The organism is Corynebacterium sp. 2571A, from assembly GCF_055700935.1.
Window position 1 is genome coordinate 477,534 of record NZ_JASTTE010000001.1, and the last position, 26,436, is coordinate 503,969.

20 protein-coding genes are annotated in these 26,436 nt (G+C 67.7%); 8 read left to right on the plus strand and 12 right to left on the minus strand.

Annotated features, from left to right (window positions below):
- The first annotated feature begins 56 nt into the window (after positions 1–56).
- Together QQS53_RS02395 and QQS53_RS02400 are read left to right on the plus strand one after the other, a co-directional pair.
- Complete coding sequence (locus tag QQS53_RS02395) at positions 57–1,286, plus strand: amidohydrolase (RefSeq protein ID WP_472774341.1); 1,230 nt, start codon at positions 57–59, stop codon at positions 1,284–1,286.
- A gap of 98 nt (positions 1,287–1,384) precedes the next feature.
- Positions 1,385–2,812 (plus strand): NAD(P)H-quinone dehydrogenase, encoded by a 1,428-nt coding sequence (locus QQS53_RS02400; protein ID WP_070769238.1) that lies wholly within the window; start codon positions 1,385–1,387, stop codon positions 2,810–2,812.
- Between the two features lie 111 nt (positions 2,813–2,923).
- Here the strand turns inward: QQS53_RS02400 and QQS53_RS02405 are convergent, their stop codons facing one another.
- Together QQS53_RS02405 and QQS53_RS02410 are read right to left on the minus strand one after the other, a co-directional pair.
- Positions 2,924–3,265 (minus strand): hypothetical protein, encoded by a 342-nt coding sequence (locus QQS53_RS02405; protein ID WP_472774342.1) that lies wholly within the window; start codon positions 3,263–3,265, stop codon positions 2,924–2,926.
- Positions 3,266–3,390: 125 nt separating this feature from the next.
- Positions 3,391–4,707 (minus strand): short-chain fatty acyl-CoA regulator family protein, encoded by a 1,317-nt coding sequence (locus QQS53_RS02410; RefSeq protein ID WP_472774343.1) that lies wholly within the window; start codon positions 4,705–4,707, stop codon positions 3,391–3,393.
- 193 nt (positions 4,708–4,900) lie between these two features.
- Between QQS53_RS02410 and prpD the strand changes: the two genes are divergently transcribed.
- Genes prpD through QQS53_RS02425 form a run of 3 tightly spaced genes read left to right on the plus strand, consistent with a single transcriptional unit; the run spans position 4,901 to position 8,553 of the window.
- Entirely contained in the window at positions 4,901–6,412 is a 1,512-nt protein-coding gene (gene prpD / locus QQS53_RS02415; RefSeq protein ID WP_472774344.1) for a 2-methylcitrate dehydratase PrpD, read from the plus strand.
- The gene (gene prpB / locus QQS53_RS02420; protein ID WP_472774345.1) at positions 6,412–7,338 is read left to right on the plus strand and encodes a methylisocitrate lyase; all 927 of its coding nucleotides are present in this window, start codon (positions 6,412–6,414) and stop codon (positions 7,336–7,338) included. Before prpD ends, prpB begins: the two co-directional genes overlap by 1 nt.
- Positions 7,339–7,380: 42 nt before the next feature.
- A complete protein-coding gene (locus tag QQS53_RS02425) occupies positions 7,381–8,553 on the plus strand; it encodes a bifunctional 2-methylcitrate synthase/citrate synthase (RefSeq protein WP_472774346.1) in 1,173 nt (390 codons plus the stop codon).
- A 95-nt stretch (positions 8,554–8,648) separates the two neighbouring features.
- On the opposite strand, the gene QQS53_RS02430 is transcribed toward QQS53_RS02425, so the two are convergent.
- Together QQS53_RS02430 and QQS53_RS02435 are read right to left on the minus strand one after the other, a co-directional pair.
- The gene (locus QQS53_RS02430) at positions 8,649–11,045 is read right to left on the minus strand and encodes a hypothetical protein (protein WP_472774347.1); all 2,397 of its coding nucleotides are present in this window, start codon (positions 11,043–11,045) and stop codon (positions 8,649–8,651) included.
- 10 nt (positions 11,046–11,055) lie between these two features.
- A complete protein-coding gene (locus tag QQS53_RS02435; protein ID WP_472774348.1) occupies positions 11,056–11,715 on the minus strand; it encodes an ABC transporter ATP-binding protein in 660 nt (219 codons plus the stop codon).
- Positions 11,716–12,047: 332 nt separating this feature from the next.
- Here QQS53_RS02435 and QQS53_RS02440 point away from each other — a divergent pair, with 332 nt between their 5' ends.
- Complete coding sequence (locus QQS53_RS02440) at positions 12,048–15,488, plus strand: pyruvate carboxylase (protein WP_472774349.1); 3,441 nt, start codon at positions 12,048–12,050, stop codon at positions 15,486–15,488.
- 10 nt (positions 15,489–15,498) lie between these two features.
- Here QQS53_RS02440 and QQS53_RS02445 read toward each other — a convergent pair whose 3' ends face one another.
- From QQS53_RS02445 to QQS53_RS02455, 3 genes are all read right to left on the minus strand, one after another.
- On the minus strand, positions 15,499–16,101 hold the full coding sequence (locus tag QQS53_RS02445; protein WP_472774350.1) for a GNAT family N-acetyltransferase: 603 nt from the start codon (positions 16,099–16,101) through the stop codon (positions 15,499–15,501).
- A 14-nt stretch (positions 16,102–16,115) separates the two neighbouring features.
- Entirely contained in the window at positions 16,116–17,897 is a 1,782-nt protein-coding gene (locus QQS53_RS02450; RefSeq protein ID WP_472774351.1) for an acetyl/propionyl/methylcrotonyl-CoA carboxylase subunit alpha, read from the minus strand.
- A 169-nt stretch (positions 17,898–18,066) separates the two neighbouring features.
- Positions 18,067–18,930 (minus strand): sulfurtransferase, encoded by an 864-nt coding sequence (locus tag QQS53_RS02455; protein WP_472774352.1) that lies wholly within the window; start codon positions 18,928–18,930, stop codon positions 18,067–18,069.
- A gap of 480 nt (positions 18,931–19,410) precedes the next feature.
- Between QQS53_RS02455 and QQS53_RS02460 the strand changes: the two genes are divergently transcribed.
- Complete coding sequence (locus QQS53_RS02460) at positions 19,411–20,475, plus strand: Cj0069 family protein (RefSeq protein WP_472774353.1); 1,065 nt, start codon at positions 19,411–19,413, stop codon at positions 20,473–20,475.
- 103 nt (positions 20,476–20,578) lie between these two features.
- Here QQS53_RS02460 and QQS53_RS02465 read toward each other — a convergent pair whose 3' ends face one another.
- The 4 genes from QQS53_RS02465 to QQS53_RS02480 are packed head-to-tail and all read right to left on the minus strand — an operon-like array spanning position 20,579 to position 23,614.
- Positions 20,579–21,001, minus strand: a complete 423-nt coding sequence (locus QQS53_RS02465; protein WP_472774354.1) for a DUF3151 domain-containing protein — start codon at positions 20,999–21,001, stop codon at positions 20,579–20,581.
- Between the two features lie 59 nt (positions 21,002–21,060).
- A complete protein-coding gene (locus tag QQS53_RS02470) occupies positions 21,061–21,759 on the minus strand; it encodes a nucleoside triphosphate pyrophosphatase (RefSeq protein ID WP_472774355.1) in 699 nt (232 codons plus the stop codon).
- A 2-nt stretch (positions 21,760–21,761) separates the two neighbouring features.
- Entirely contained in the window at positions 21,762–22,028 is a 267-nt protein-coding gene (locus tag QQS53_RS02475; RefSeq protein ID WP_472774356.1) for an acyl-CoA carboxylase subunit epsilon, read from the minus strand.
- A gap of 50 nt (positions 22,029–22,078) precedes the next feature.
- Positions 22,079–23,614 carry an acyl-CoA carboxylase subunit beta gene (locus tag QQS53_RS02480; protein WP_472774357.1) on the minus strand — a complete coding sequence of 512 codons (1,536 nt, stop codon included), beginning with the start codon at positions 23,612–23,614 and terminating at the stop codon, positions 22,079–22,081.
- Between the two features lie 384 nt (positions 23,615–23,998).
- On the opposite strand from QQS53_RS02480, the gene QQS53_RS02485 reads away from it, so the two are divergent.
- Positions 23,999–24,709, plus strand: a complete 711-nt coding sequence (locus QQS53_RS02485) for an LppP/LprE family lipoprotein (protein WP_472774358.1) — start codon at positions 23,999–24,001, stop codon at positions 24,707–24,709.
- Between the two features lie 82 nt (positions 24,710–24,791).
- On the opposite strand, the gene QQS53_RS02490 is transcribed toward QQS53_RS02485, so the two are convergent.
- Complete coding sequence (locus QQS53_RS02490; protein ID WP_472774359.1) at positions 24,792–26,408, minus strand: acyl-CoA carboxylase subunit beta; 1,617 nt, start codon at positions 26,406–26,408, stop codon at positions 24,792–24,794.
- Between the last annotated feature and the right edge of the window lie 28 nt (positions 26,409–26,436).

Here is a 26,436-nt window from a genome sequence, read left to right on the forward strand (position 1 = left end):
GTAGACTGTGGCGAGTACTAAACGAGCAGTTGCCTAACGCGGTGAGGAGGCCATTCATGGCAGACCAGACGGGAAACCCGGCGGTCCCACAGTCAATCAGCGCGTTCGTCGGCGCCTGGTTCGAGGAGCACCGGGCGGAGATTCACGGCTGGCGCCGCCACATCCACCGCCACCCGGAAACGGCCAACCGGGAGGTAGAGACCACCCGGTATATCGCCGCCCGCCTGGCCGAGTACGGCGTTAGCGCCCGCCGCTTCCCGGAGACCGGCCTGATGGCCGACATCGGCCCAGAGACTGAGGGCGGGCGCGTGGCCTTCCGCGCGGACATCGACGCCCTGCCGGTCACGGAGGTCACCGGCCTGGAATTTACCTCGGAGGTTAGCGGGGTGGCGCACGCCTGCGGCCACGACGTGCACACCACCGTGGTGCTGGGCCTGGCCTGCGCCATTGCCGACTATGACCGGGCATTCGGCCTGCCGGTCGGCGTGCGGGTCATCTTCCAGCCCGCCGAGGAGGTCTGGGTGGGCGGGGCCACCGACGTCATCGAGTGGGGCGCGCTCAAGGGCGTGCACTCCATCTTCGCGGTGCACGTGGAGCCCAAGCTGCGCGTCGGGCGGATCGGCGTGCGTACCGGCGCCATCACCTCGGCCACCGACATCGTCGAGCTGACCATCAACGGGCCGGGCGGGCACACCTCCCGCCCGCACCTGTCCGCGGACGTGGTCTACGCGCTGGGCAAGGTGATAACGGAGCTGCCGGCGCTGCTGTCGCGCCGGGTGGATCCGCGCACCGGCACGGTCGCCGTCTTCGGCCAGGTCAACTCCGGCTACGCGCCGAACGCCATCCCGGAGACCGGCACGGCCTCGGGCACGGTGCGCACCGCCGATATCGGGGTCTGGCGCAAGATCCAGGGCCTGGTCACCGAGCTCATCGAGCAGATCTTGACCCCCGTTGGCGTCGAGCACGTCCTGTCCTATCACCGCGGCGTGCCGCCGGTGCTCAACGACGACGTGGCCACCGCCCTGCTGGCCAACGCGGCCAGCCACATCGACCCGCAGGCCGTGGTGGAGGCCCCGCAGTCCTCCGGCGGGGAGGATTTCTCCTGGTACCTCGAGCACGTTCCCGGCTCCATGGCGCGCCTGGGCTGCTGGTCCGGCGACGGCGAGCAGTTCGATCTGCACATGGGGGATCTCGTGGTGGACGAGCGCGCCATCGGCGTGGGCATCAAGCTCTTTGGCTCCGTGGTGGAGCAATTCGCGAACTCGGAGGGCGTAGACCTAGGCTAGGGCGGTAGAGTAGGCGGGGAAGTATCTTTATGACACTTGTCTTGTCTCTATTTCCCCGTGACCTAATCGCCTGAAGTTTATTAAAGGAGCTTTTCTACGTGTCTCACCAGTCGCAGCGAATTGTCATCATCGGCGGCGGCCCCGCAGGTTATGAAGCAGCTTTGGCCGGTGCCAAGTATGGCGCCGACATTACCCTGATTGAAGATCAAGGCATGGGTGGCTCGGGCATCCTGCTGGACTGCGTGCCGTCGAAGTCCTTCATCGCGGGCGCCAACATTAAGACCGACCTGCGGCGCGCGGAGGCCATGGGGCTCAACGAGCACCTGGGGCACATGCCGCTGGCACTGCAGGCCCTCAACGAGCGCGTGCAGGCCCTGGCCGCCAACCAGTCGGGCGATATCCAAAACGACATGGAGCGCGCCGGCGTGCGCGTCATCAACGGCCGCGGCTACTTCGGCGAGGATCAGACCGCCAGCGCCAGCGCGTGCCACAAGGTCACCGCGGTGCACAACGACGGCGGCGAGGAAGAGGTCCTGGAGGCGGACCTGGTGCTGATCGCCACCGGCGCGACCCCGCGCATCCTGCCGGGCGCCCAGCCGGACGGTGAGCGCATCCTGACCTGGCAGCAGGTCTACAACCTGCAGGACCTGCCCGAGCACCTCGTCGTGGTCGGCTCCGGTGTTACCGGCGCGGAGTTCGTCTCCGCCTTCGCGGAGCTGGGAGTGAAGGTCACCATGGTCGCCTCCCGCGACCGCATCCTCCCGCACGACGACGCCGACGCGGCCGACGTGCTGGAGACCGTCCTGTCCGAGCGCGGCGTCGAGCTGGAAAAGCACGCCCGCGTGGACACCATCACCCGTACCGAGGACGGCGGCGTGTGCGTCAAGACCTCCGACGGCCGCGAGATCTTCGGCTCCCACGCCCTGATGTCGATTGGTTCCATCCCGAAGACGGAGAACCTGGGCCTGGAAAACGTCGGCGTGGCCACCACCAAGTCCGGCCACATCGAGGTCGACCGTGTCTCGCGCACCAGCGTGGCCGGCATCTACGCCGCCGGTGACTGCTCCGATCTCTTCCCGCTGGCCTCCGTGGCCGCCATGCAGGGCCGCATTGCCATGTACCACGCCCTGGGCGAGGGCGTGTCCCCGCTGCGCCTGAAGACCGTCGCCACCGCCGTGTTCACCCGCCCGGAGATCGCGGCCGTCGGCTTTACCCAGGCCGAGATCGAAAACGGCGACGTCGCCGCCCGCACCATCACCATGCCGCTGAGCACCAACCCGCGCGCCAAGATGCGCTCGCTGCGCCACGGCTTCGTGAAGCTGTTTTGCCGCCAGACCTCCGGCCGCGTCATCGGCGGCGTGGTCGTCGCCCCGACGGCCTCCGAGCTCATCCTGCCGATTGCGGTCGCCGTGACCAATCAGCTCACCGTGAACCAGCTGGCGGATTCCTTCGCGGTCTACCCGTCCCTGTCCGGCACCATCACCGAGGCCGCCCGCCGCCTGGTTGCCCACGACGATCTGGAGTAGGCACTACTCAAACGCCCCCGAGGGCGGCCCCGACGGCACAAATTAAAGGCAGCTGGTCAGACCAGCTGCCTTTTTGCTCCGCTTCCTCCGGGCTTTTGCCGCCCCCGCGGCCTAGGCCCGGGGCAGGAAGAGGTAGGCCAGCAGCGCGATAAAGCCCACGGCCAGGGCCGCCAGGCCCGCCAGGTTAACGGACGCGGTGCCGGTCAGCGCGATGAAGGACCCCACTCCCGCGATGATGAGCGCGGCGCCGAGGCCGCCCAGAATTTTCGGCATCCGCGGCGCCTGCGGGCGAGCCAGGATGGCCACCAGCGATATCACGGCGAGGACAAGCGCCACCCATTCCGTTACGCGAAAGGCGGGCCTGGCCTCCGCAACGAGCAGGGCGACGGCCCCGGCTACGGCCAGCAGGGTGATGGCGGCGGCGGTCTTCGGCAGGCGGGGCGTAATAGTCACGGCGGGCGTCCATCCTTCGCTTTGGGATTATTGTATTTCTGCGATAGCAACACCAAGGTCGTCAAACTCACGTCCGGGCGTCAACCGCTGCAGCGGTGTTGTCCGGGGCGAGCGCCCCGGCGCGGCTAGAACCGCAGTCCATTCGGGCTGGCGTTGAGATCGTGGTGCGCCTCGACGCCGGACTGCGGGAAGGCGCGCTGGGGGCAGGCGCTGCGCGGGCAGGTGGTGCACCCGGGGCCGATGGGGGTGGCGGCGGCCGGGTTGAGGTTGAGGGCGTCGGAGTAGATGAGCCGGTGGGCCTGGGAGATGTCGCAGCCCAGGCCGACGGAGAACTCCTTACGCGGGGTGCCAAAGGGCTGGACCTGGCCCTGGATGTGGCGGGCTACCCACAGGTAGCTGTGCCCGTCGGGCATGGTGGCGACCTGGCGGGTGATGCGGTTGGGGGTCTCGAAGGCCCGGTGGACCACCCACAGCGGGCAGGATCCGCCGGAGCGGGAGAAGTGGAAGCTGGTGGCGGACTGGCGCTTGGAGATATTGCCCGCGCGGTCGGTGCGGATGAAAAAGAACGGCACGCCCTGGGCGCCGGGGCGCTGGAGGGTGGCTAGCCGCTGGGCGGTGGCTTCGAAGCTGGTGCCGAAGGCGGTGCCGAGACGCTCGACGTCGTAGCGGAAGTCCTCGGCCTGCTCGAGGAAGGCGGTGTACGGCATGGTCACGGCGGCAGCGAAGTACTGGGCCAGGCCGTAGGTGGCCAGGTCGCGGGAGTCGGCATCGGCCAGCTCGGAGACCAGGTTGTCGAGCACGTCGCGGTAGGCCAGCAGGCAGTACTGGAGGGCCATCTGGAAGCAGAGCTGGGCATCGGTCAGCCCGTCCTGCAGGTCCAGCTGCCGGGTGTCGGGATCGTAGTGGCGGCGCAGGTGCGGGCCGGCCGCGCGGAAGCGGACCTGCACGCCGAGCTCGCGGTCGAGCAGCGTGGACAGCTGGGTCAGGCGGAACAGGCTGTCGCCCAGCCGGCCGGAGAGCTCCTCGGCCAGGACGTCGAGCTCGTGGATGTAGTTGTTGGCGTCGTAGAAGAAATCGCGCACGACCTCGTAGGAGCCGGCGGGCCGGGACTCGGGCACGCGCCGGGCGATGTCGACGAGCTCCGGCATGAGCTCGGGGTAGCGGGCGGCGATTTCGGAGAGCGTGGACTCGGGCGCCTGGGGGAAGATGGCGCGCAGATCGGAGATGGTGCGCACGTCCTTGACCGGCGAGAAATAGGTCGGGTCCACGCCGAAGCGTTGGGTCAGCTGCATCAGCACCGTCACGGTCAGCGGGCGCTGGTCGTTTTCCAGCTGGTTGAGGTAGCTGGTGGACAGGTCCAGCTCCTTGGCCATAGCCACCTGGGTGAGGCCGCGGGACTTGCGGAGCGCGTGGATCCTTGCCCCCGCGTAGTGCTTGCTCATCGTCTTCAATCTTCCTTTGGTGCCCGTGTACTGCGGGTTTTACAGCTTTTGCGGGAATTGCCGTCATATTCCACTCTATTCCGCAAACTTTACTTGTGGTCTGGGACCGCGGCAACCGCCTAGTGTGATGTGAAACGCAAACAAGTGTTACGGCCCTCACAATGGGGGCCTAGAAAGGCAGGCACGGCAGACCATGATCGAGCACCAAGTACGCACCCACAAGTCCGCGGAGGACTTCCCGCTGGAGGAGCACCTGGCTTACAAGGTGGCGCAGGTCGCCGCGGACCCGGTGGCCGTCGACGACGAGGTCGCGGACATGATCATCAACCGCATCATCGATAACGCGGCCGTGGCGGTAGCCTCCGTCACCCGCCGCCCGGTCACCTCCGCGCGCACCATGGCCGAAGGCCACCCGGTCACCGAAGGCGGCGCCAGCGTCTTCGGCATCGGCGGCACCTACTCCGCCGAGTGGGCCGCCCTGGCCAACGGCACCGCCGTGCGCGAGCTGGACTTCCACGACACCTTCCTGGCCGCCGAATACTCCCACCCCGGCGACAACATCCCGCCGCTGCTGGCCGTCGCCCAGCACAAGGGCCTGGGCGGCAAGGAGCTCATCCGCGCGGTGGCCACCGGCTACGAGATCCAGGTCAACCTGGTCAAGGGCATCTGCCTCCACGAGCACAAGATCGACCACGTCGCCCACCTCGGCCCGTCCGTGGCCGCCGGCCTGGGCACCCTGCTCGAGCTGGACACTGAGACCATCTACCAGGCCGTGGGCCAGGCGCTGCACACCACCACCGCCACCCGCCAGTCCCGCAAGGGCCTGATTTCCTCCTGGAAGGCCTACGCCCCGGCCTTCGCCGGCAAGATGGCCATCGAGGCCGTCGACCGCACCATGCGCGGCGAGGGCGCGCCGGCCCCCATCTGGGAGGGCGAGGACGGCTTCATCGCCTGGATGCTGCACTCCCCGGAGCGCACCTACACCGTGCCGCTGCCGGCTCCCGGCGAGGCCAAGCGCGCCATCCTAGACACCTACACCAAGGAGCACTCCGCGGAATACCAGTCCCAGGCGCCCATCGACCTGGCCATCCGCATGAAGCAGACCTTGGCGGACAAGGGCCTGGACACCGCGGACATCGAGTCCATCGTCCTGCACACCTCCCACCACACCCACTACGTCATCGGCACCGGCGCGAACGACCCGCAGAAGATGGACCCTAAGGCCTCCCGCGAGACCCTGGATCATTCCATCATGTACATCTTCGCCGTGGCCCTGCAGGACGGCGGCTGGCACCACGTGGACTCCTACCTCCCGGAGCGCGCCGCCCGCCCGGACACCGTGGAGCTGTGGCACAAGATCTCCACGGTGGAAGACCCCGAGTGGACCCGCCGCTACCACTCCCACGACCCGAACGAGAAGGCCTTCGGCGCCAAGGCGGTCATCACCTTTAACGACGGCACCGTGGTCGAGGACGAGATGGCCGTGGCCAATGCCCACCCGCTGGGCGCGCGCCCGTTCGAGCGGGACAACTACATTGCCAAGTTCCGCACCCTCGCCGAGGGCCAGGTGGACCCGGCCGAGCAGGACCGTTTCCTGGCCGCCGCCCAGAACCTGCGCGAACTCACCGATTTGAGCGAGCTCAACGTCCGGCTTAACGATGCCGCCCTCGCCCAAGCCCCCAACACCCCGGAAGGACTCTTCTAATGGCTGGCCTGTTTGGTTCCACCGTTACCGACACCGAGAAGCGCCAGGCGCTGCGCCAGGCCCTGGCGGACGAGAACATCACCACGCTACCCGGCGCGTTCAACCCGCTGACCGCGCGGCTCATCCAGGACATCGGCGGCTTTGGCGGCGTCTATATCTCCGGCGCCGTGCTGGCCAACGACTTAGGCCTGCCGGATATCGGCCTGACCACCCTGACCGAGGTGGCCCAGCGCGCCGGGCAGATAGCCCGCGTGACCGACCTGCCCGTGCTGGTCGACGCCGACACCGGCTTCGGCGAGCCCATGTCCGCCGCCCGCACCATCGCCGCGCTGGAGGACGCCGGCCTGGCCGGCTGCCACCTGGAGGACCAGGTCAACCCGAAGCGCTGCGGCCACCTGGACGGCAAGGAGGTCGTGGACACCGACGTGATGGTGCGCCGGATTACCGCCGCCGTCAACGAGCGCCGCGACGAGAACTTCGTCATCTGTGCGCGCACGGACGCCGCCGGCATCCACGGCATCGACGAGGCCATCGAGCGCGCCAAGGCCTACGCCGACGCCGGCGCCGACCTGATCTTCACCGAGGCGCTCTACAGCCCCGCGGACTTCGAGAAGTTCCGCGCCGCGGTGGACACCCCGCTGCTGGCCAACATGACGGAGTTCGGCAAGACCGAGCTGCTCAGCGCCCAGCAACTGCAGGATCTGGGCTACAACGCCGTCATCTGGCCGGTCTCCACCTTCCGCGTGGCCATGGGCGCGACCGAGGACTTCCTCCGCGACATGGCGGATACCGGTCTGCAGACCGAATGGCTCGAGCGCATGCAGCACCGCTCCCGCCTCTACGAGCTGGTCCGCTACGACGAGTACAACGCCTTCGACAACTCGGTGTTCACTTACTCCAAGGACTCCTACCGTCCCACCTTCTAAACCCCACCACCCACCTTCTTAAGAAAGAAAGAGGCATCCACCATGTCTGATACCGCAGCTGATACCAAGAACCAGGAGCCGGAGATCCGCAAGGGCCTCTACGGCGTCGTCGTCGACGAGACCGCCATCTCCAAGGTCGTCCCGGAGACCAACTCCCTGACCTACCGCGGCTACCCGGTCCAGGAGCTGGCCCGCTACTGCTGCTTCGAGGAGGTCGCCTACCTGCTGTGGAACGGCAAGCTGCCCGGCCAGGAATCCCTCATCCGCTTCTCCGCCCGTGAAAAGGCCCTGCGCCACCTGGACCGCCACCTCATCGACCTCATCAAGTCGATGCCGCTGTCCTGCCACCCGATGGACGTTTTGCGCACCGCCATCTCCTATATCGGCGCCCAGGACCCGGAGGCCTATACCCGCGACTCCGAGCACATCCGCCGCACCGCCTTAGAGCTGATGGCCAAGATCCCGACGATCATCGCCCTGGACATCCGCCGCCGCCGCGGCGAGGACTACATCCAGCCGTCCCGCAAGAAGGGCTTCGCCGAGAACTTCCTGTGGATGGTCTTCGGCGAGGAGGAAGGCTCCCCGGCTAACAACCGCGCTGATATCGAGGCCTTCGACAAGTCGCTCATCCTCTACGCGGAGCACTCCTTCAACGCCTCCACCTTCGCCGCCCGCGTGGTCACCTCCACCATGTCGGACACCTACTCCGCCATCGTGGCCGCCATCGGCGCACTCAAGGGCCCGCTGCACGGCGGCGCCAACGAGGCCGTGATGAAGAACTTCCTGGAGGTTGCAGATCCGGCCAAGGCGGAGGAGTGGACCAAGAACAAGCTGGCCAACAAGGAGCTGGTCATGGGCTTTGGCCACCGCGTCTACAAGAACGGCGACTCCCGCGTTCCCACCATGGAGGCCGCCTTCAAGGAGCTGGCCAAGGAGCACGGCCAGGAGCAGTGGGTCGAGATGTACGACACCATGGCGAAGACCATGTACGAAAACACCTCCATCAAGATCCGCCCGAACCTGGACTTCCCGGCCGGCCCGGCCTACCACATCCTGGGCTTCGACATTGAGTTCTTCACGCCCATCTTCGTGATGTCCCGCATCACCGGCTGGACCGCCCACATCGTGGAGCAAAACGAGAACAACTCGCTCATCCGCCCGCTGTCCGCCTACGTCGGCGAGGAGCAGCGCTCGGTCCCGCCGAAGTCCTACTAAGGCGGGCCTGCCCCACAATCCTGATACCACTGGTTCCCAGTACACTAGCGCCGCCGATGCGGCCGGGGTACTGGGAATTTGTGTTGTGGGGGGGGCTAGTAGCGCCGGCGGCCCAGGGCAAAGCCCACGAGGGCGCCGGCCACTACGGCTAGAGTGGCCCAGCCGGCGGCGGCCCAATCCCAGGCCACGACGAAACCGGTCGGCCCCAGCACCAGGTGTACGACGGCCAGGCTCAGCGATGCCGCCAGCACCCCTCCGGCGACCGCGGTCAGTGCGGTCCCGCCGAGGAGGGTGGCGAGGATCCGTCTGTCCCAGCGGCTCGTGATCCCCAGCTCAAAAAGCACTAGGCGCAGCCGGCGCAGGCTAACCTGCAGGGATCGGGAGTAGGCGATACCAGCGAAGGCCGCGGTGAACACCGCCGCGAGAATGCTGAGCACGAAACTCTTCGGCGTTTCTTCCGGGGCAGCGGTAGCCGTGTACACAGCGTGTGGGGGAAGCCCCGCCCGGGCGGCGGCGCCGGGGAGGGCGGAGAGTTGGGCGTCGGTGAGCTGGGAGTACACCGCCTCCGTTTGTACCGGATCCAGGTTCAGGGCGCGCAGGTTTTCCACGGTGGTGATACCTCCTATCCGGGCGGCCCAGTTGTCATCCATCTCGGTGGCGCGGGCCGGCAGCAAGGCGCCGGGGCCGGAAGCTGTGGGCTGGAGCCTGGCGCGCCCGTCGGCGATGAACTCTGCGGAGCGCACTAGGAGACCGCCGCGCGCTAGTTCGTCGCGCTCTTCCGGGGCCAATGCTCGCCCCAGGAGGGGTTCGATATCTGCGGCCTTGTCGACCGCATAGAGCCCGAAAGCCCCGGAGCTGTTGGCGGGCGGCACCAGCGCGGTGGGTGCTACCCGCAACAAGACCGGGGAGCTCAAGCCCAGTTCCTCCTCGACGCCTGCGAGCTCTTCGACGCGGATAGTGTTTTCCTCCAGGGGTCCGATCGAGGCTTGGTCGGCGCGCACCGTGGAGACCGCGCCGGCGTTGGTCGTGGCCGTGAAGCTGGCGGCTAGGCTTCCGCTAAACATCGTGGAGCCGACCGTGGCGGCCAGCAGGGCAAAGCTGGTTAGGCATAGGGTGCGACGTTGCGACAGGATGCGCAGTGCGAGCCGGCCCGGGCCGGTGGGGGAGGCGGCAGGCAGGCGCAGGGTGGAGAACCCGAGCGCAACTGCGGCAATCCCAAAGATTACCGATAGTGGTGCCCAGAAGGTGAAAATCTCGGGCCCAAAGACTGCCGCGGAAACCGGGATGGCCACCGCCAACGCCATGCACGCGGCGGCCACGGCTAGCCGAGCTGGGCGCGAAAGAGCCCGCCGGCGGGCCTGGGTGGTGCGCCGCGGAGGGCCAAGGCGGAGTCTCCAGACGGAAGCCAGCGCTGCGGCCGCCTGCGCGAGGAGTGGCAAGACAGTGACCGCAATGATTGCCGCGACCCATTGTCCCGGGAAGAACCAACCGCGTTCTGGCGTGTTGGTGAGGGAGCTGAAGAAGGGATCGGCCGCGTTGGCAAGCCCTACTCCGGCCGCGGTTGCCCCCAGGAGTCCGGCCGCGATGAGGCCGAGTTCGATAGCGCTGAGGCGCAGCACGGAAGCCGGCCTGGCGATGCCCAGTTCCTCAAGGCCGCGGAAGGCGGCGGCGAACCGTCGGCGCGCGGTAAGCAGAGCGATGGCAGCCATCAAGGGGGGAAGGAGCAGGGCGAAGACCGCGAAATAGAACGAGTACCGATCCGCGAAACTGGCGGGCGGATCCGCCTGGAGCTCGGCTGCGGTGACGCGGGATAGTTCCACGTCTTGCGCATCCTCGAAAGCCCGAAACGCCCGTTGGTAATCCACCAGGGTCGTCCCTGCGGAGGAATCGTAGACCACTGGGCGGGCGACGTAATCAGCAAACCGCGTGGAATCCACGCCGTCTGCGGTCGCCCAGGTGCCCGGTGCGGCATAGATATTGGCGCTTTCCGGGCTCCAGCGGTTGTCCGCCACCCCAGCCACCGTCAGGGGCAGCGAGCCGCCGAAGGCGCTGAGGCGATCGCCCGGGCGCCAGTCTTTGCCGGGTGGAACCAGCACCTCACCCGGGTGCCTGGGCCAAGACCCGGCACGCAGATCGATGCCAAAGTCCTCGCCTTCGTGTTCCCAGTCCGACTCGGCGAAGAAGTAATCACCGGCCGGGTCCTCGTCGACAATGAAGTCGCGGGTTTGTAGCTGTAGGTGCCAGCCGGGTTCAGCCAGCGCCGTTTGCTGGTTGTTAGGGATTTCTTGCCCGATATCCACGGTGGTGGGAACGTCGATGCGCTGGGCGTAGGGGCCCAGGTTCTTCGCCACGAACTGCTCCGGGGACAAGACCGTCAACCCGGCAGCGGTGACGGTGAAGATGAACAGAAAAACCACCCCAACCAGGGCGAGGGCTAGGCCAAGCAGGCCGGTATCGCGGCGAAGCGCGCGGAGCATCAATTTATAGTTCACTGGCGCTACCTCACGCCGGCTGCTCGTGCGCGGTTAATTTGCCATCCCGGATGTTAAGGGTTCGATCGCAGTAGTCATGGACCAGCTCGTCGTGGCTCGCGACCACCACCGTGTGGCCGCGGGAACTCAGATCGGCGAATACCTCGAAGACCGCCCGGGAATTTTCGCTGTCCAGGGCGGCCGACGGCTCATCCGCGAGGATGATGTGGCGGTTACCGCTAATGGCGCGGGCGATGCCCACGCGCTGGCACTGCCCGCGGGACATTTCGTGGGGGAGGCGGTCGGCCAGATCCGCGACGCCTACCTGTTCTAGGCAGCGCAGGGCTTCCGCGCGGGCGGTGGCTGCGTCGGCGCCGGCCGCGGTGAGCACCAGCAGGAGGTTTTCGGCGGCGGTGAGCTCGTCGAGCAAAAGGTCTTCTTGGTGCACGATGCCCACCGTCTCCCGGCGAAGTTTGAGGATCTCTTTTTCGCCGGCCACCTCGACCCGGACACCAGCCACCTCGACCGTTCCCGCGTCCGGCCGCAGCAACCCGGCGATGGTGCGCAGCAGGGTCGTTTTGCCAGAGCCACTCTTGCCGGTCAACGCGACGAATTCGCCCGCACCCGCCGTCAGGGAGCAGTCCCGCAGCGCCGTCGTTGCGCGGGGCCCTAAACCCAGGGTGGTGGACACGTGTGAAAGTTCTATTGTTTTCATTCTGAAAAATGGAGCGGGGTAGCCAGCGGTTGAACGGAGTTTAGTATATGTGAATAAAAATACGGGCGAGGGGGGAGTGAGGTTGGAGGGAAAATGGGCGCTTAACTGGTCGGTGCCCCGGGGGCCGTGCCAGGCGGCTTAGCTTCACCTCGGCGGGTTACCGAGTTTTCCCTGAACTACCTGCTTTACAAGCTTTGCAGGAATCCCGTTGCAACTGTGTGAATCTTTGCATTAGAAATCGCCCCTAAAACGGTTGGGGACGAACTAAGATGTAAGGTGCATCACTCACTGAACTGAAAGGAAAACTCGTGGTTCAGACTGCTCCCGCCTCGTTCTCGAAGGTGCTTGTCGCTAACCGCGGCGAGATTGCCGTGCGTGCTTTCCGCGCGGCCTTTGAGACCGGGGCCACCACCGTTGCTGTTTATCCCCGGGAGGACCGAAACTCCTTCCACCGGGCTTTCGCGGACGAGGCCGTGCGTATCGGCACCGAAGGCCAGCCGGTGAAGGCCTACCTGGATATCGAGGAAATCATCCGGGCGGCGAAGAAGTCCGGCGCGGACGCCGTCTACCCGGGCTACGGCTTCCTGTCCGAGCGCGCGGATCTCGCGCGGGCGTGCCAGGACGCCGGCATCAAATTCATCGGCCCGACCCCGGAGACGCTGGATCTGACCGGCGACAAGGCGGCCGCCGTGCATGCGGCCGAGGAGGCCGGGCTGCCGACCCTGAAGGACTCCGCCCCGTCCACCGACGTCGACCAGCTGGTCTCTTATGCCGAGGACTTCCAGTTCCCGGTCTTCGTCAAGGCCGTGGCCGGCGGCGGCGGGCGCGGCATGCGCTTCGTCGAGACGCCAGGTCAGCTTAAGGAAAAGGCGGCGGAGGCCTCCCGCGAGGCGGAGGCGGCCTTCGGCGACGGCAGCGTCTACCTGGAGACCGCCGTCATTAACCCGCAGCACATCGAGGTCCAGATCCTGGCGGATTCCCAGGGCAACGTCATCCACCTCTTCGAGCGCGACTGCTCCGTGCAGCGCCGCCACCAGAAGGTCGTGGAGATCGCCCCGGCGCCGTTTTTGGACGCCGAGCTGCGCGACCGCATCTGCCAGGACGCGGTGAAGTTCTGCCGCCACATCAACTACGAGGGCGCCGGCACCGTCGAGTTCTTGGTCGACGAGCGCGGCAACCACGTCTTCATCGAGATGAACCCGCGCGTGCAGGTCGAGCACACCGTGACCGAGGAGGTCACGGGCGTGGACATCGTGAAATCCCAGATGCAGATCGCCGCCGGCGCCAGCCTGGAGGACCTGGGCCTTAACCAGGAGGCCATCCACTTGACCGGTTCGGCGCTGCAGTGCCGTATCACCACCGAGGATCCGAACAACGGCTTCCGCCCGGACACGGGCACGCTGACGGCGTACCGCTCGCCGGGCGGCGCCGGCGTGCGCCTGGACGGCGCGACCGCGGTCGGCGCGGAGATCTCCCCGAACTTCGACTCCCTGCTGGTGAAGATGACCTGCCGCGGCAAGGACTTCCAGCAGGCGGTGGCCCGCGCCATCCGCGCGCTCAACGAGTTCACGGTCTCCGGCGTCTCCACCAACATCGGCTTCCTACGCGCCCTGCTGCGGGAGCCGGACTTCACCGCGCACCGCATCGACACCGGCTTCATTGCCAACCACCCGGACCTGCTCAAGGCCCCGCCGGCCAGCGACGAGCCGGGCCGCATCCTGGACTACCTGGCCGAGACCACCGTCAACCGCCCCAACGGCGAGCGCCCGACGCCGCTGCGCCCGTTCGACAAGCTGCCGGAGCGCTCCCACCGCGACTCCGATCTGCCGCGCGGCTCCCGCGACGAGCTGCGCGAGCTGGGGCCTAAGGGCTTCGCCGAGAAGCTGCGCGCCCAGGAGGCCCTGGCGGTTACGGACACCACCTTCCGCGACGCGCACCAGTCGCTGCTGGCCACCCGCGTGCGCGGCACCACCCTGGTGTCTGCCGCCGAGCACGTCGCGCGCCTGACCCCGAACCTGTACTCCGTGGAGGCCTGGGGCGGGGCCACCTTCGACGTGGCCATGCGCTTCCTCCACGAGGACCCCTGGGTACGGCTGGACATGCTGCGCGAGGCCATGCCGAACGTCAACATCCAGATGCTGCTGCGCGGCCGCAACACCGTCGGCTACACCCCCTACCCGGACAAGGTCTGCCACTCCTTCGTGGAGGAAGCCGCCCGCTCCGGCGTGGACGTCTTCCGCATCTTCGACGCCCTGAACGACGTCAGCCAGATGCGCCCGGCCATCGATGCCGTCCTCGAGACCGGCACCACCGTCGCCGAGGTCGCCATGGCCTACTCCGGAAACATGACCTCGCCGAAGGAAGACATCTACACGCTGGACTACTACCTGCGTCTGGCCGAGCAGATCGTCGAATCCGGCGCCCACGTGCTGGCCATCAAGGACATGGCCGGCCTGCTGCGCCCGGACGCGGCCAGCAAGCTGGTCATGGCCCTGCGCAAGAACTTCGACCTGCCGGTGCACGTGCACACCCACGACACCGCGGGCGGCCAGCTGGCCACCTACTACGCGGCGGCCCTGTCCGGCGCCGACGCCGTCGACGGCGCCTCGGCCCCGCTGGCGGGCACCACCTCGCAGCCGTCCCTGTCGGCCATCGTCGCGGCCCTGGCGAACACCAGCCGGGACACGGGCATCGACCTGCAGGCCGTCTCCGACCTGGAGCCCTACTGGGAGGCCGTGCGCCAGGTCTACGCCCCGTTCGAGAACGGCATCCCGGGCCCGACGGGCCGGGTCTACAAGCACGAGATCCCGGGTGGCCAGCTGTCCAACCTGCGCGCCCAGGCCTCCGCGCTGGGCCTGGCCGACCGCTTCGAGGTCATCGAGGACACCTACGCCGCCGTCAATGAGATGCTGGGCCGGCCGACCAAGGTCACCCCGTCCTCGAAGGTCGTCGGCGACCTGGCGCTGCACCTGGTGGGCGCCGGCGTCGACCCGGCGGATTTTGCCGCCGAGCCGACCAAGTACGACATCCCCGACTCCGTCATCGCCTTCCTGCGCGGCGAGCTGGGCACCCCGTCCAGCGGCTGGCCGCCGCTGCGCGACAAGATTCTGTCCGGCCGCGCGGGGGAGAAGGAGGGGCCGCAGATTTCTGAGGTCCCGGCCGACCAGGCCCGCCACCTGGACTCGGAGGATTCCACCGAGCGCCGCGAGGCGCTCAACCACCTGCTCTTCCCGAAGCAGTTCGAGGAGTTCAAGGAGTTCCGCCGCCAGTACGGCAACACCGAGGCGCTCAACGATGCCGAGTTCTTCTACGGCCTTTCCGAGGGCGAGGAGAAGATCGTCCACTTCTTCCCGGAAAACAGCACGGAGCGCGAGTCGCTCAACGCCATGGTCGTGCGGCTGGACGCGGTCGGCGAGCCGGATGAGAAGGGCATGCGCTCGGTCATCCTCAATGTCAACGGCCAGATCCGCCCGATGAAGGTGCGCGACCACTCCGCCGAGTCGACCGTCGCGACGGTGGAGAAGGCCGACCCGGCCAACCCGGGCCACGTGGCCGCCCCGTTCGCGGGCGTGGTCAACCCGACCGTCAAGGTCGGCGACGAGGTCGAAGAGGGCGATCAGGTCGCCGTCATCGAGGCCATGAAGATGGAGGCGTCCATCTCCGCCACCCAGTCCGGCACGGTGGAGCGCCTGGCCATCGGCCAGGCCACCAAGGTCGAGGGCGGCGACCTCATCGTGGTGGTCAGCTAGCTTACAAAGGCTAGAAGTAGTAAATCATGGTCCCCGGTTCGCCGCCGGGGACCTCCAGCGGGGTGAAACCGGCGGCATCGTAGAGCCGGCGGGCCCGCTCGTTGCGCGGATCGACCCACAGGGAGATAGCAGGCGCGGTCTGCTCCCGGGCGAGGTCGCAGACGTTGCGCAGCAGGCGCTTGCCCAGGCCCAGGCCGGCGTAGCGCCGTTCGACGGCGATGCACAGCTCGGGGATGTCTTCCGGGTCGAATTCCGTGGCCCACTGGCTGTCATCGTGCGGATCGGCGTCCGGGCGGCCGGTGTAGGCCACGCCCTTGTGTTCGCCGGTGAAATAGCGCAGCCAGGCCCCGCCGGCCGGGACCTCGTACTCGGAGATGGCGATGACCCCGCCGTCCACGCGCGGGGACCATTCGCCCACGTAAGCGCCGATGTCGCGCAGGTGCTCCTCGCCCAGCGCGGCCGTCTCATCGCCTAGAACGTCGGTGAGGTAGAACAGGCGCGACAGGTAGGTGCGGTCATCGTCCTGAGCCAGCCGCAGCCGGATCCCCGTGTCGTTGACGTCGGGGTGCAAGGGGGTGCGGCGCTCAGCGGGGGAGTGGGCATTATCAGTCATGCCCACCAGCCTAGCTACTTGATCTCCAGCATGGGGTTGCCCTTGTTGATCTGGGCGCCGGTCTCCACGGCCAGGCCCGTGACGACGCCGGCCTTGTGGGCCTTGACCGGGTTTTCCATCTTCATGGCCTCGAGGACGATCAGCACGTCGCCCTCGGCGACCTCCTGGCCCTCCTCGACGGCGACCTTGATGACGGTGCCCTGCATGGGCGCGACCACCGCGTCGCCGGACACGGCCGCCTTGGATCCGCCGCCGCGGCGCTTCTTGGACTTCTTCTTCGGCGCCCCCGCGCCGGCACCCAGGACCAGGTCGCCCGGCAGGGCCACCTCGACGCGGCGGCCGTTGACCTCCACGACGTACTTCTGGGCCGGCAGGGCCTCGGCGTCCTCGGCCTCGGTGGCCTCCGGGTCCTGGTAGGCCGGCAGGTCGCCGGACCACTCTTCCTCGATCCACTTGGTGTAGACGTCGAAGGACTCGCCGTCGCCGCGGAAGGCGGGGTCGGCCACGATGGCCTGGTGGAAGGGGATGACCGTCGGCAGGCCGGTGACGGTGAATTCTCCCAGGGCGCGGGCGGAGCGCTGCAGGGCGGTCTCGCGGTCCGGGCCCCAGACGATGAGCTTGCCCAGCATGGAGTCGAACTGGCCGCCGATGACGCTGCCGGCGCGCACGCCGGAATCCACGCGCACGCCCGGGCCGGTCGGCTCGCGGTAGTCCACCACGGTGCCCGGGGCCGGCATGAAGCCGGCGGCGGCGTCCTCGCCGTTGATGCGGAACTCGAAGGCGTGGCCGCGCGGGGTCGGGTCCTCGCTAAAGGGCAGCTCCTCGCCCTGGGCGATGCGGAACTGCTCGCGCACCAGGTCCAGGCCGGTGGTCTCCTCGGAGACCGGGTGCTCGACCTGCAGTCGGGTGTTGACCTCGAGGAAGGAGATGAGCCCGTCGGAACCGACCAGGTATTCCACGGTGCCGGCGCCGTAGTAGCCGGCCTCGCGGCAGATGCGCTTGGCCGAGTCGTGGATGGTGGCGCGCTGCTCGTCGGTCAGGAAGGGGGCCGGCGCCTCCTCGACTAGCTTCTGGAAGCGGCGCTGCAGGGAGCAGTCGCGGGTGCCGACCACCACGACGTTGCCGTGCATGTCGGCCAGGACCTGGGCCTCGACGTGGCGGGCCTTGTCCAGGTAGCGCTCCACGAAGCACTCGCCGCGGCCGAAGGCGGTCACGGCCTCGCGGGTGGCGGACTCGAAAAGCTCCGGGATCTCCTCGTGGGTGTAGGCGACCTTCATGCCGCGGCCGCCGCCGCCGAAGGCCGCCTTGATGGCCACCGGCAGGCCGTTTTCCTGCGCGAAGGCCTCGACCTCGGAGGAATCCGCCACCGGGTCCTTGGTGCCCGGGGCCATGGGGGCGTCGGCGCGCTCCGCGATGCGCCGGGCGGTGACCTTGTCGCCCAGGGCCGCGATGGCCTCCGGGGAGGGGCCGATCCAGATGAGGCCGGCGTCGAGGACGGCCTGGGCGAAGTCGGCGTTCTCGGACAGGAAGCCGTAGCCGGGGTGGATGGCGTCGGCGCCGGACTTGGCGGCGGCGTCGAGGATCTTGTCGAAGACCAAATAGGACTCGGCAGAGGTGGTCCCGCCCAGCGCGAAGGCCTCGTCGGCAAGATCGACGAAGGGGGCGGTGGCATCGGGCTCGGCGTAGACCGCTACGGAGCTGATGCCGGCATCGCGCGCAGCGCGGATGACGCGAACTGCGATCTCACCACGGTTGGCGATGAGCACCTTGGTGATCTTCTTTTGTTCAACTGCCACAGCAGGAATCCTCCTGAAAAACTAGTATTGGATCGCTTACTATTCTTGCACATCAAAACATGAGAAAACCGTCAGGTTCTAAAAATTATGCAAAAAACATTCCCGTACCAGGTTAGATACGGGAATTTCTCCGGCGTGTTACACCCAGCTCGGCTTAGACACTAGGATTCTAGCGCTCGATGGGCATGCGAACCATATTGCCCCACTCGGCCCAAGAGCCGTCGTAGGTGCGGACGTCTTCGACTCCCAGCAGGAATTTGAGGACGAACCAGGTGTGCGCGGCCTGTGCGCCGACGTGCGAATAGAGGATGGTTGGATCTCCGGCGTTGAGGTTGCCGTAGTTGACCCGCAGCTCCTCCAGGGAGCGGAAGGTGCCGTTCGGGTAGATCGCGCGGTCCCACTCCAGGTTGGTCGCGCCGGGGATGTGGCCGTGGCGGATGGTGGTGCCGTAGGCGGAGTTGCCTTGCGGGGAGGCGCTGGTCGGCTGGCCGGCGAATTCCGCGGGGCTGCGGGTGTCCACGATGACGGCGTCGGTGGTGCGCAGCTCGTCGACGAAGACGCGGTGCGGGGCGTCGTCGCGCTCGACGGCCGGGTACTCGGAGGCCGGAAATTCCGGCACGGCGAAGGAGGTGTCGCGCTCCTCGGCCATCCAGGCGTCGCGCCCGCCGTCGAGCAGCCGCGTGTCCGGGTGCCCGTAGAGCTCGAAGACCCACAGGGCGTAGGCGGCCCACCAGTTGGACTTGTCGCCGTAGAAGACCACGGTGTCCTCGCGGCTAATGCCCTTGTCCTGCATGAGCTGCTGGAAGGCCGTGCCGTCGATGATGTCGCGGGTGGTCGGATCCAGCAGTTCCTTCTGGAAGTTGATGCGGCTGGCGGTGGGGATGTGCCCGATGTCGTAGAGCAGGGAGTCCTCGTCGACCTCGATGACTCGCAGACCTTTCACCCCGAGCCGGGCGGACAGCCACGGCGCGGAGACCAAGCGGCCGGGGTGGGCGAAGTCCTGGAAGGGCGGGTGCGGGTCGAATTCGGTCATGCTCTTTGAAACCTTTCGTCGGAATGTGGTGCGCGCCGTATGCCAAGGCGGGTAGGGGGTTGTGCGGCGCGATCCGAAAAGCGTTGACCCAGCCGCCGGGGCCGAGGCCGGCGCGGCTGAATCACGGTTGAATCTTCGTATAACTTTTACTGCCACATACCTTACCGCGCGGAAAACGATTGGTCACTTCCCCGCGACGGGTGTGGTATTCAATACATTCCGCTGCCCGGCGATGCCCCCTCTCCCGGCCCCGCGCCGCCCCGCCTGGGCGCTGGTTATAACAAGTGTGCTGGTAGGGCGGCCGCGGGCTTCTCGCCGGGCCGAATAAACCCCCAAAAACCCCGCTTAAAGGTGGGATAGAGGGGGTAATTCCCGGCGCGCGCGGCGGCGGTAAGTCCGATAAATTATAGGGTGTGGGAGCCGCCAGAAATCCGGTGCCCCAGACGTGACCGATGCCCCCTTTCCCGAAAGGTTTCACCCATGCACAAAGCCATCGTCGTCTTCGAGGTTGAAGGCGGATCCGACAAGCAGTTCAACGGCCACCGCAAGGACACCATGCCCATCGTCGAGTCTTTGCAGGAGGCCGGCTGGCACTCCGAGGTCGTCTACTTCCGCCCGGAGTGGTCCGAGGATCTGTTCGACTACGTCTCCACCAACTTCGACGCCTACATCTCCCGCGTGAATCCGGGCAACATCCCGGGCGGGGAGAAGGGCTACTTTGACCTTCTGACCAAGCTGTCCGAGGCCGGCCTGGTGGGCATGTCCACCCCGGAGGAGATGATGGCCTACGGCGCCAAGGACGCCCTGGTCAAGCTGAACCAGACCGACCTGGTCCCGGAGGACACCCAGGCCTACTACGACGTCGAGAGCTTCCACGAGACCTTCCCGCAGACCCTGTCCTACGGCGAGCGCGTCCTCAAGCAGAACCGCGGGTCCACCGGCTCCGGCATCTGGCGCGTGCAGCTCAAGGACAAGGAGCTGGCCGCCAGCGTCGAGCCGGGCACCACCCTGCCGCTGGACACCGAGCTCAAGTGCACCGAGGCCGTGGACAACCACACCGAGGAGCGCCAGCTGGGCGAGTTCATGGACTTCTGCGACCAGTACATTGAGGGCGACAACGGCATGCTGGTGGACATGCGCTTCATGCCGCGCATCGTTGAGGGCGAAATCCGCATCCTCCTCGTCGGCGCGGAGCCGGTTTTCGTGGTCCACAAGAAGCCGGCCGAGGGCGGCGACAACTTCTCCGCCACGCTGTTTTCCGGCGCGAAGTACACCTACGACTCCCCGGAGTCCTGGCAGGATCTGGTCGACATGTTTGCCGAGGCCCGCCCGGTCATCGCGGAGAAGCTCGGCGGCGACAACATCCCGCTGATCTGGACCGCCGACTTCATGCTCGCCGACGGCGAGAACGGCGAGGACACCTACGTCCTGGGCGAGATCAACTGCTCCTGCGTGGGCTTCACCTCCGAGCTGGACATGGGCATCCAGCAGAAGGTGGCCGCCGAGGCCATCTCCCGCGTCGAGGCCAAGCACGGCGCCGCCTAAGACCGAAACACCAAACCGGCAGAGAAAACCGCCCCGGGACTGAACAAGAGTCTCGGGGCGGTTGTGGTCTATCAGCCGGCTTTAGCCAGCCCAGCCAGCCCAGTTAGTCCAGCAGGGCAGCGACCGACTCCGGGTCGGCGTCGCTGAGCATCTGGCGCAGGCGGTCGTACTCGTCCTGCTCGCCGATGGCCTGGGCCGCGTGCGCCAGGGCCGCGATGGCGCGCAGCACGCCCTGGTTCGGCTCGTGGGAATAGGGGACCGGGCCCCAGCCCTTCCAGCCGTTGCCACGCAGGCGGTCCAGGCTGCGGTGGTAGCCGGTGCGCGCGTAGGCGTAGGCGGTGATATACGCGGTCGGCAGGGCCTCGTCCGCGCGCAGCCGGGCCAGCTCCTGCTCGGCCAGGGTGGCCCACAGCAGCGGCGAGTCGGGGTGCTCGATGATGCCGGTGGGCAGGTCCTGCGTGGACTCCGCGCCGGGATCGGCCGGCAGCTTAATCGGGTTGGGGGCAAGCATGTCTTTCATCTCCATGGCATGCCAGTATAGTCGCGCCCACCCGGTCCTGTCTGCGGCGTTTGGCGTCCTTGAAGCTAGTCCCAGAAATCCGCCACGCGCAGCCCGAAGGAGTACAGCGCCCGGCGCACCACCGGCAGGGACAGGCCGATAACGGAGGAGGGATCGCCCTCGATGCCGTCGATGAACCAGCCGCCCAGGGCCTCCAGGGTGAACGCGCCGGCGCATTCCAGCGGCTCGCCGGTGGCCGCGTAGGCGTCGATGTCGGACTCCTCGGCCGCGGCGAAGTGGACCGCCGTGCTGGCGGTCTCCACGAATTCCTCCCCGCCGAAGATCACGCAGTGCCCGGTCAGCAGGTGGGCGGTGCGCCCGGCCTGGGCGCGCCAGCGCCCCACGGTGGCCGCGCGGGTGTGCGGCTTGCCTTGCAGCTGTCCGTCCAGCAGGAGCATGCTGTCGCCGCCGATGACGACGTCGCGGGCGAAGTCCGCGGCGTGTTTTTCGGCCACGGCCTGGGCCTTGGCGCGCGCCAGGGCGGCGACGACCTCGGCGGGGGTGGCGTCCGGCAGGCTAGCCCGGATGGCCTCCTCGTCCACCCCGGCGGGGGCGAGCACCGGGTCAATCCCGCCCGAGCGCAGGATCCCGGCCCGCGACGGCGACTGGGAGGCCAGGACGATGCGCGGCCGGCGTCCCGCCGCAGAGTTGGTCGTCGCAGAGTTCTTCGTCGCGGTGTTCTGCGCGGCGGTGTTCTGCGCCGCCGCGTTGTTAGCAGCGGGCATCGTTAGTAGTAACGCACGTTGCGGAAGGCGTTCGGGTTGTATTCCACCCGGCCCGGCAGGCCGCGCCGGCCGTAGTCGCGCGCGCCCCACAGGTTGCGCTCGCCCGTGCCGGCGCCGGCGGCGGCCGCGCGGGCCTGGGCGGCGAGCTGGGTGAACACGGCGGTCAGGGCCGCGATCTCGGTGTCGCTGGGCTGGCCCTTGACTACCCGGAACAGGGGCTTGGATTCGGGCACTGCTTCGGGCACTGCTTCGGACACGGTATCGGACACTGCGGGTGGCTCCTCACGGTAGGTGGTAACTGGCACGGGCGGGGCGGGCGTTAGAGCGTTATATTACCGTGCTTTTTCATGGCGGGCTGGGAAATCTTGCGCTCGAGCAGGCGCAGCCCCTCCACCAGGTGGCCGCGGGTGGTGGCCGGCTCGATGACGGCGTCGACCAGCCCGCGCTCGGCCGCGGCGTAGGGGTGCAGGAACTGCTCGGCCAGCTCTGCTTCCTGCTCGGGCGTGGCCGCGTCGCCGTAGATGGCACGGGCCGCCTGGGAGGCCTGGGTGACCGCGATCTGGGCGGTGGGCCAGGCATAAGCCAGGTCGGCGCCCAGGTCCTTGGAGCCCATGAAGACGTAGGCCGGGCCGATGGCCTTGCGGGTGATAACGGTCAGCTTGCCGACGCTGGCCTCGGCAAACGCGAAGGCCAGCTTGTTGGCGCGGCGCAGCAGACCAGCCTGCTCCTCGGCCGGCTGGGGCAGGAAGCCGGGCGAGTCGACGAACTCGACGATGGGGGTATTAAACGCGTCGCAGGTGCGGATGAACCGGGCCGCCTTGTCGCAGGCCGCCCCATCCAGGGTGCCGGCCAGGGCGAGCGGCTGGTTGGCCACGATGCCCACGGCGCGGCCCTCGATGCGCGCGAAGCCGGTCACGACGTTGCCGGCGAAGTCGGCCTGGATTTCGAAGAAGGAATCCGGATCCATCACGGCCGCGATGACCTCGGTGATGTCGAAGGCGCCGGTCTCCTCGTCGGGGACGATGGAGTCCAGGGCGCGGGCGGTCTCGTCGACGTTGTCCGCGATGGATCCGTGGGAGATCTCCGCGTCGGTGCGCGGGGCTTCGGCGCGGTTGTTGACCGGCAGGTAGGACAGGGCGCTGCGCGCCAAGTCCAGGGCCTGGGCGTCGGTCTCCGCGATGAGGTGGGCGGTGCCGTTGGTGGCCAGGGCATCCGCGCCGCCCAGCTCCTCGGCGGTCATCTCGGCGCCGGCGACCTCCTGGACGACGGCCGGGGCCGCCTGGTGGAGCGCGCCGCCGCGGGCCACGATGACCAGGTCGGCCAGGGCCGGGGCGAAGGCGGCCATGCCCTCGTTGTCGCCGACCACGACGGCCACCTGCGGGATGAGGCCGGAGGCGCGCGTGACGGCGGCCATGATGCGCGCGTGCATGCTCAGGCTGACGATGCCCTCCTGCACGCGCGGGCCCGCCGACTCGTGGATGCCCACCATGGGCACGCCGGTCTTCAGCGCCAGGTCGTAGAGCTTGCAGATCTTTTCCCCGGTGACCTCGCCCAGGGTGCCCTCGAAGACGGAGGCGTCCTGGCTGAAGACGCAGACGCGGCGGCCGTCGATGGTGCCGTAGCCGGTCACGACGCCGTCGGTGTAGGGGCGGTCGTGCTCGCGCCCGAAGTCGGTGGAGCGGTGGCGGGCCAGGGCGTCCGTCTCGACGAAGGATCCCTCGTCCAGCAGGTCGAGGACCCGCTGTCGGGCGTCGGTCGGGCCCGCAGCGCCGGTGGGCTGGCGGGACTCGCTCAGGCGGTTGTCCAGATCGGTGATCTTGCCGGCAGTCGTTTTCAGATCCGGTTTATCTGTCATAATCGCTTAGTCTACAACCTCTAAAAATAAAACAAACTCGCAGCCTGTGCTCTGCGGGCGGCGCCGGAGGCGCCCTCGGTCCGCCCGGCTGCCTGGGTACTCCCTTTTAGTCGGCGCCCGCCCCTTTTCTGTTAACACCTCGTGACGCCTCGGCGACGTCCACCCGGCACCGCGCCGGCGCCCAACCACTACGGCGGCGCCGCCCAAGCGGGACCGCGCCGGCCCCCCAACTCGCACCGCGCGGGCACACCTAAAAGACACCGTAGGGACAGTCTTCGGACAGCTTTTTGCCATGGCATTGAAGCGGAAACGTTATCTGGAATCCTGGTGGCCCATGTCATAATGGGGCCGTATCCAGGAGTCTAGACAAGTCTAGGAGTAGCAATGTCCACCATGCGAGGAATACTAGCCACCGGTATCGCCGGCGCCGTGTTTGCGCTGGCCGGATGCTCGGGCCTGAACGCAGACAACGCCGATAACGAGTCCGCCCCCGCCAGCGAGGCCTCCGTGGCCTCCGTCGCGGAGACCGACCCGGTCAAGGCCAACGAACAGCAGGACAAGGGACAGAAAGAAAAGGGACAGCAAGACCAGGCACAGCAGGGCCAAGCCGCCGCGGGCGGCGAGAACGCGAACAACGCTGCGGGCGCCAACGGCGCCGCAGGGGAGGAGGCCGCGCCGGCGCCTGACCCGCAGGCCGGCGGCCAGTGTGGCGAGCCGGACGCCCACGCCGCGGTCGCGGCCAACGTGGGGCAGCTCGCGCCCAACCTGGAGTGGAACCCGGACACCGCCATCGCGGATTACGATCCGTGCGCGGATCTGTCCTGGGCAGCCGTCACCGTCACCGGGGCGACGGCCTCGTCGCCGTACCACATCATGCTCTTCCACAAGGGTGGGTACCTGGGCACCGCGACCGCGCAGCCCTACGGCTTCGCCCCGGAGATTAACCGGGCCTCGGGCCGGCAGATGGATGTCACCTACCGCTGGCCGCAGGACGGCGATGCCAACGCCAACCCGACGGGCAGCTCGTTCGCGTCGTTCGCTTGGAACCCGGTAACGGTAGAAATTGAGATGGCCGGCAACGTGCCGCCGGCCTAAGCGGGAACCCTGCCCTGCAAACCCCCGCAGTCCCCGCAACCGCCACAGCCCTGAGCTCTAGCCCGTCCCACCCCGGGGCGGGCTACAGCGGCATGTTGCCGTGCTTGCGGCTGGGGCGCGGCACGGACTTGTCGGCGTAGAGGCGCAGGTTCTTGGCCACCATGGCGCGGGTCTCGGAGGGCAGGATGACGGCATCGATAAGCCCGCGCTCGGCGGCCTTGTATGGGTTGAGCATGTGGTCTTCGTACTCGCGCTCGAAGGACTTGGCCAGGGCCTGCTCGTCGACGCCCTTCTCGCGGGCGGCCTTGAGCTCCTTGCGGTAGATAAAACCCACGGCGCCGGCCGCGCCCATGACGGCGATCTGGGCCGTCGGCCAGGCAAGATTGACGTCCGCGCCCAAGCCCTTGGAGCCCATGACGCAGTAGGCGCCGCCGTAGGCCTTGCGCATGGTCACCGTGATCTTCGGGACGGTGGCCTCGCCGTAGGCGTAGAGCAGCTTGGCGCCGTGGCGCAGGATCCCGTCGTGCTCCTGGGACGCGCCCGGCAGGAAGCCGGGGACGTCGACGAGCATGACGATCGGGATGTTGTAGGCGTCGCAGGTGCGCACGAAGCGGGCGGCCTTCTCGGAGGAGTCGATGTCCAGGCAGCCGGCGAAGACCTGTGGCTGGTTGGCCACGAACCCGACGGTCTGCCCCTCGATGCGCCCGAAGGCGATGACGACGTTCTCGGCGCGCTCGGCCTGGATCTCCAAGTACTCGGCGTCGTCGGTCAGGGCGGCGATGACGTCCTTGACGTCGTAGGGCTGGGTGGGCGAGTCCGGGATGATTTCGTCCAGGGCCAGGTCGTCGACGCTGGTCTCGGTGACCGGCTCGAAGGGCTCGACGGGGCTGCGCTGCTGGTTGTTGGACGGCAGGTAGCCCAGTAGATCGTGGACCCAGTCGAGGGCCTCCTCGTCGGTGGCGGCGGTGTAGTGGGAGTTGCCCGCCGAAACCATGTGGACCCCGGCGCCGCCGAGCTCTTCCTGCGTGATTTCCTCGCCGGTGACGGTCTTGATGACGTCGGGGCCGGTGACGAACATCTTGGACTTCTTGTCCATCATGACCACGAAGTCGGTTAGGGCGGGGGAGTAGGCGTTGCCGCCGGCGCAGGCGCCCATGATGACGGAAATCTGGGGCACGACGCCGGAGGCTTTGACGTTTTGGTAGAAGGTCTGCGCGATCCAGTCGAGGGAGACCGCCCCGTCCTGGATGCGCGCGCCCGCGCCTTCGTAGAGGCCCACGAGCGGGCGGCCGGTGGTCACGGCCAGCTCCATGATCTTGACCATCTTTTCGCCGTAGACCTCGCCCAGGGCGCCGCCGAAGACGGTGCCGTCCTGGCTGAAGATGCACACCTCGCGCCCATCGATGGTGCCCCAGCCGGTAACGATGCCGTCCGTGGTCGGCCGCTTGGCATCCATCCCGAAGTCGGTGGTGCGGTGCTTGGCCAGCATGTCGGTCTCGACGAAGGATCCCTCGTCCAGCAGGTAGTCCAGGCGCTCCCGGGCGGTCAGGCGCTCCTGGGAGTGGACCTTCTCGAAGGCCTTCTGGCCCAGGGGTGCCTCGGCCTCGGCGCGGCGGCGTTTGAGCTCGGCGATCTTGCCGGCGGTGGTGTTGGCGTCGTTCAAGCTGTCTAGTTCCGTCAAATGTGAGGAAATGGTCATGTTTAGGGATGGTAGTGCGAAAAGTCCC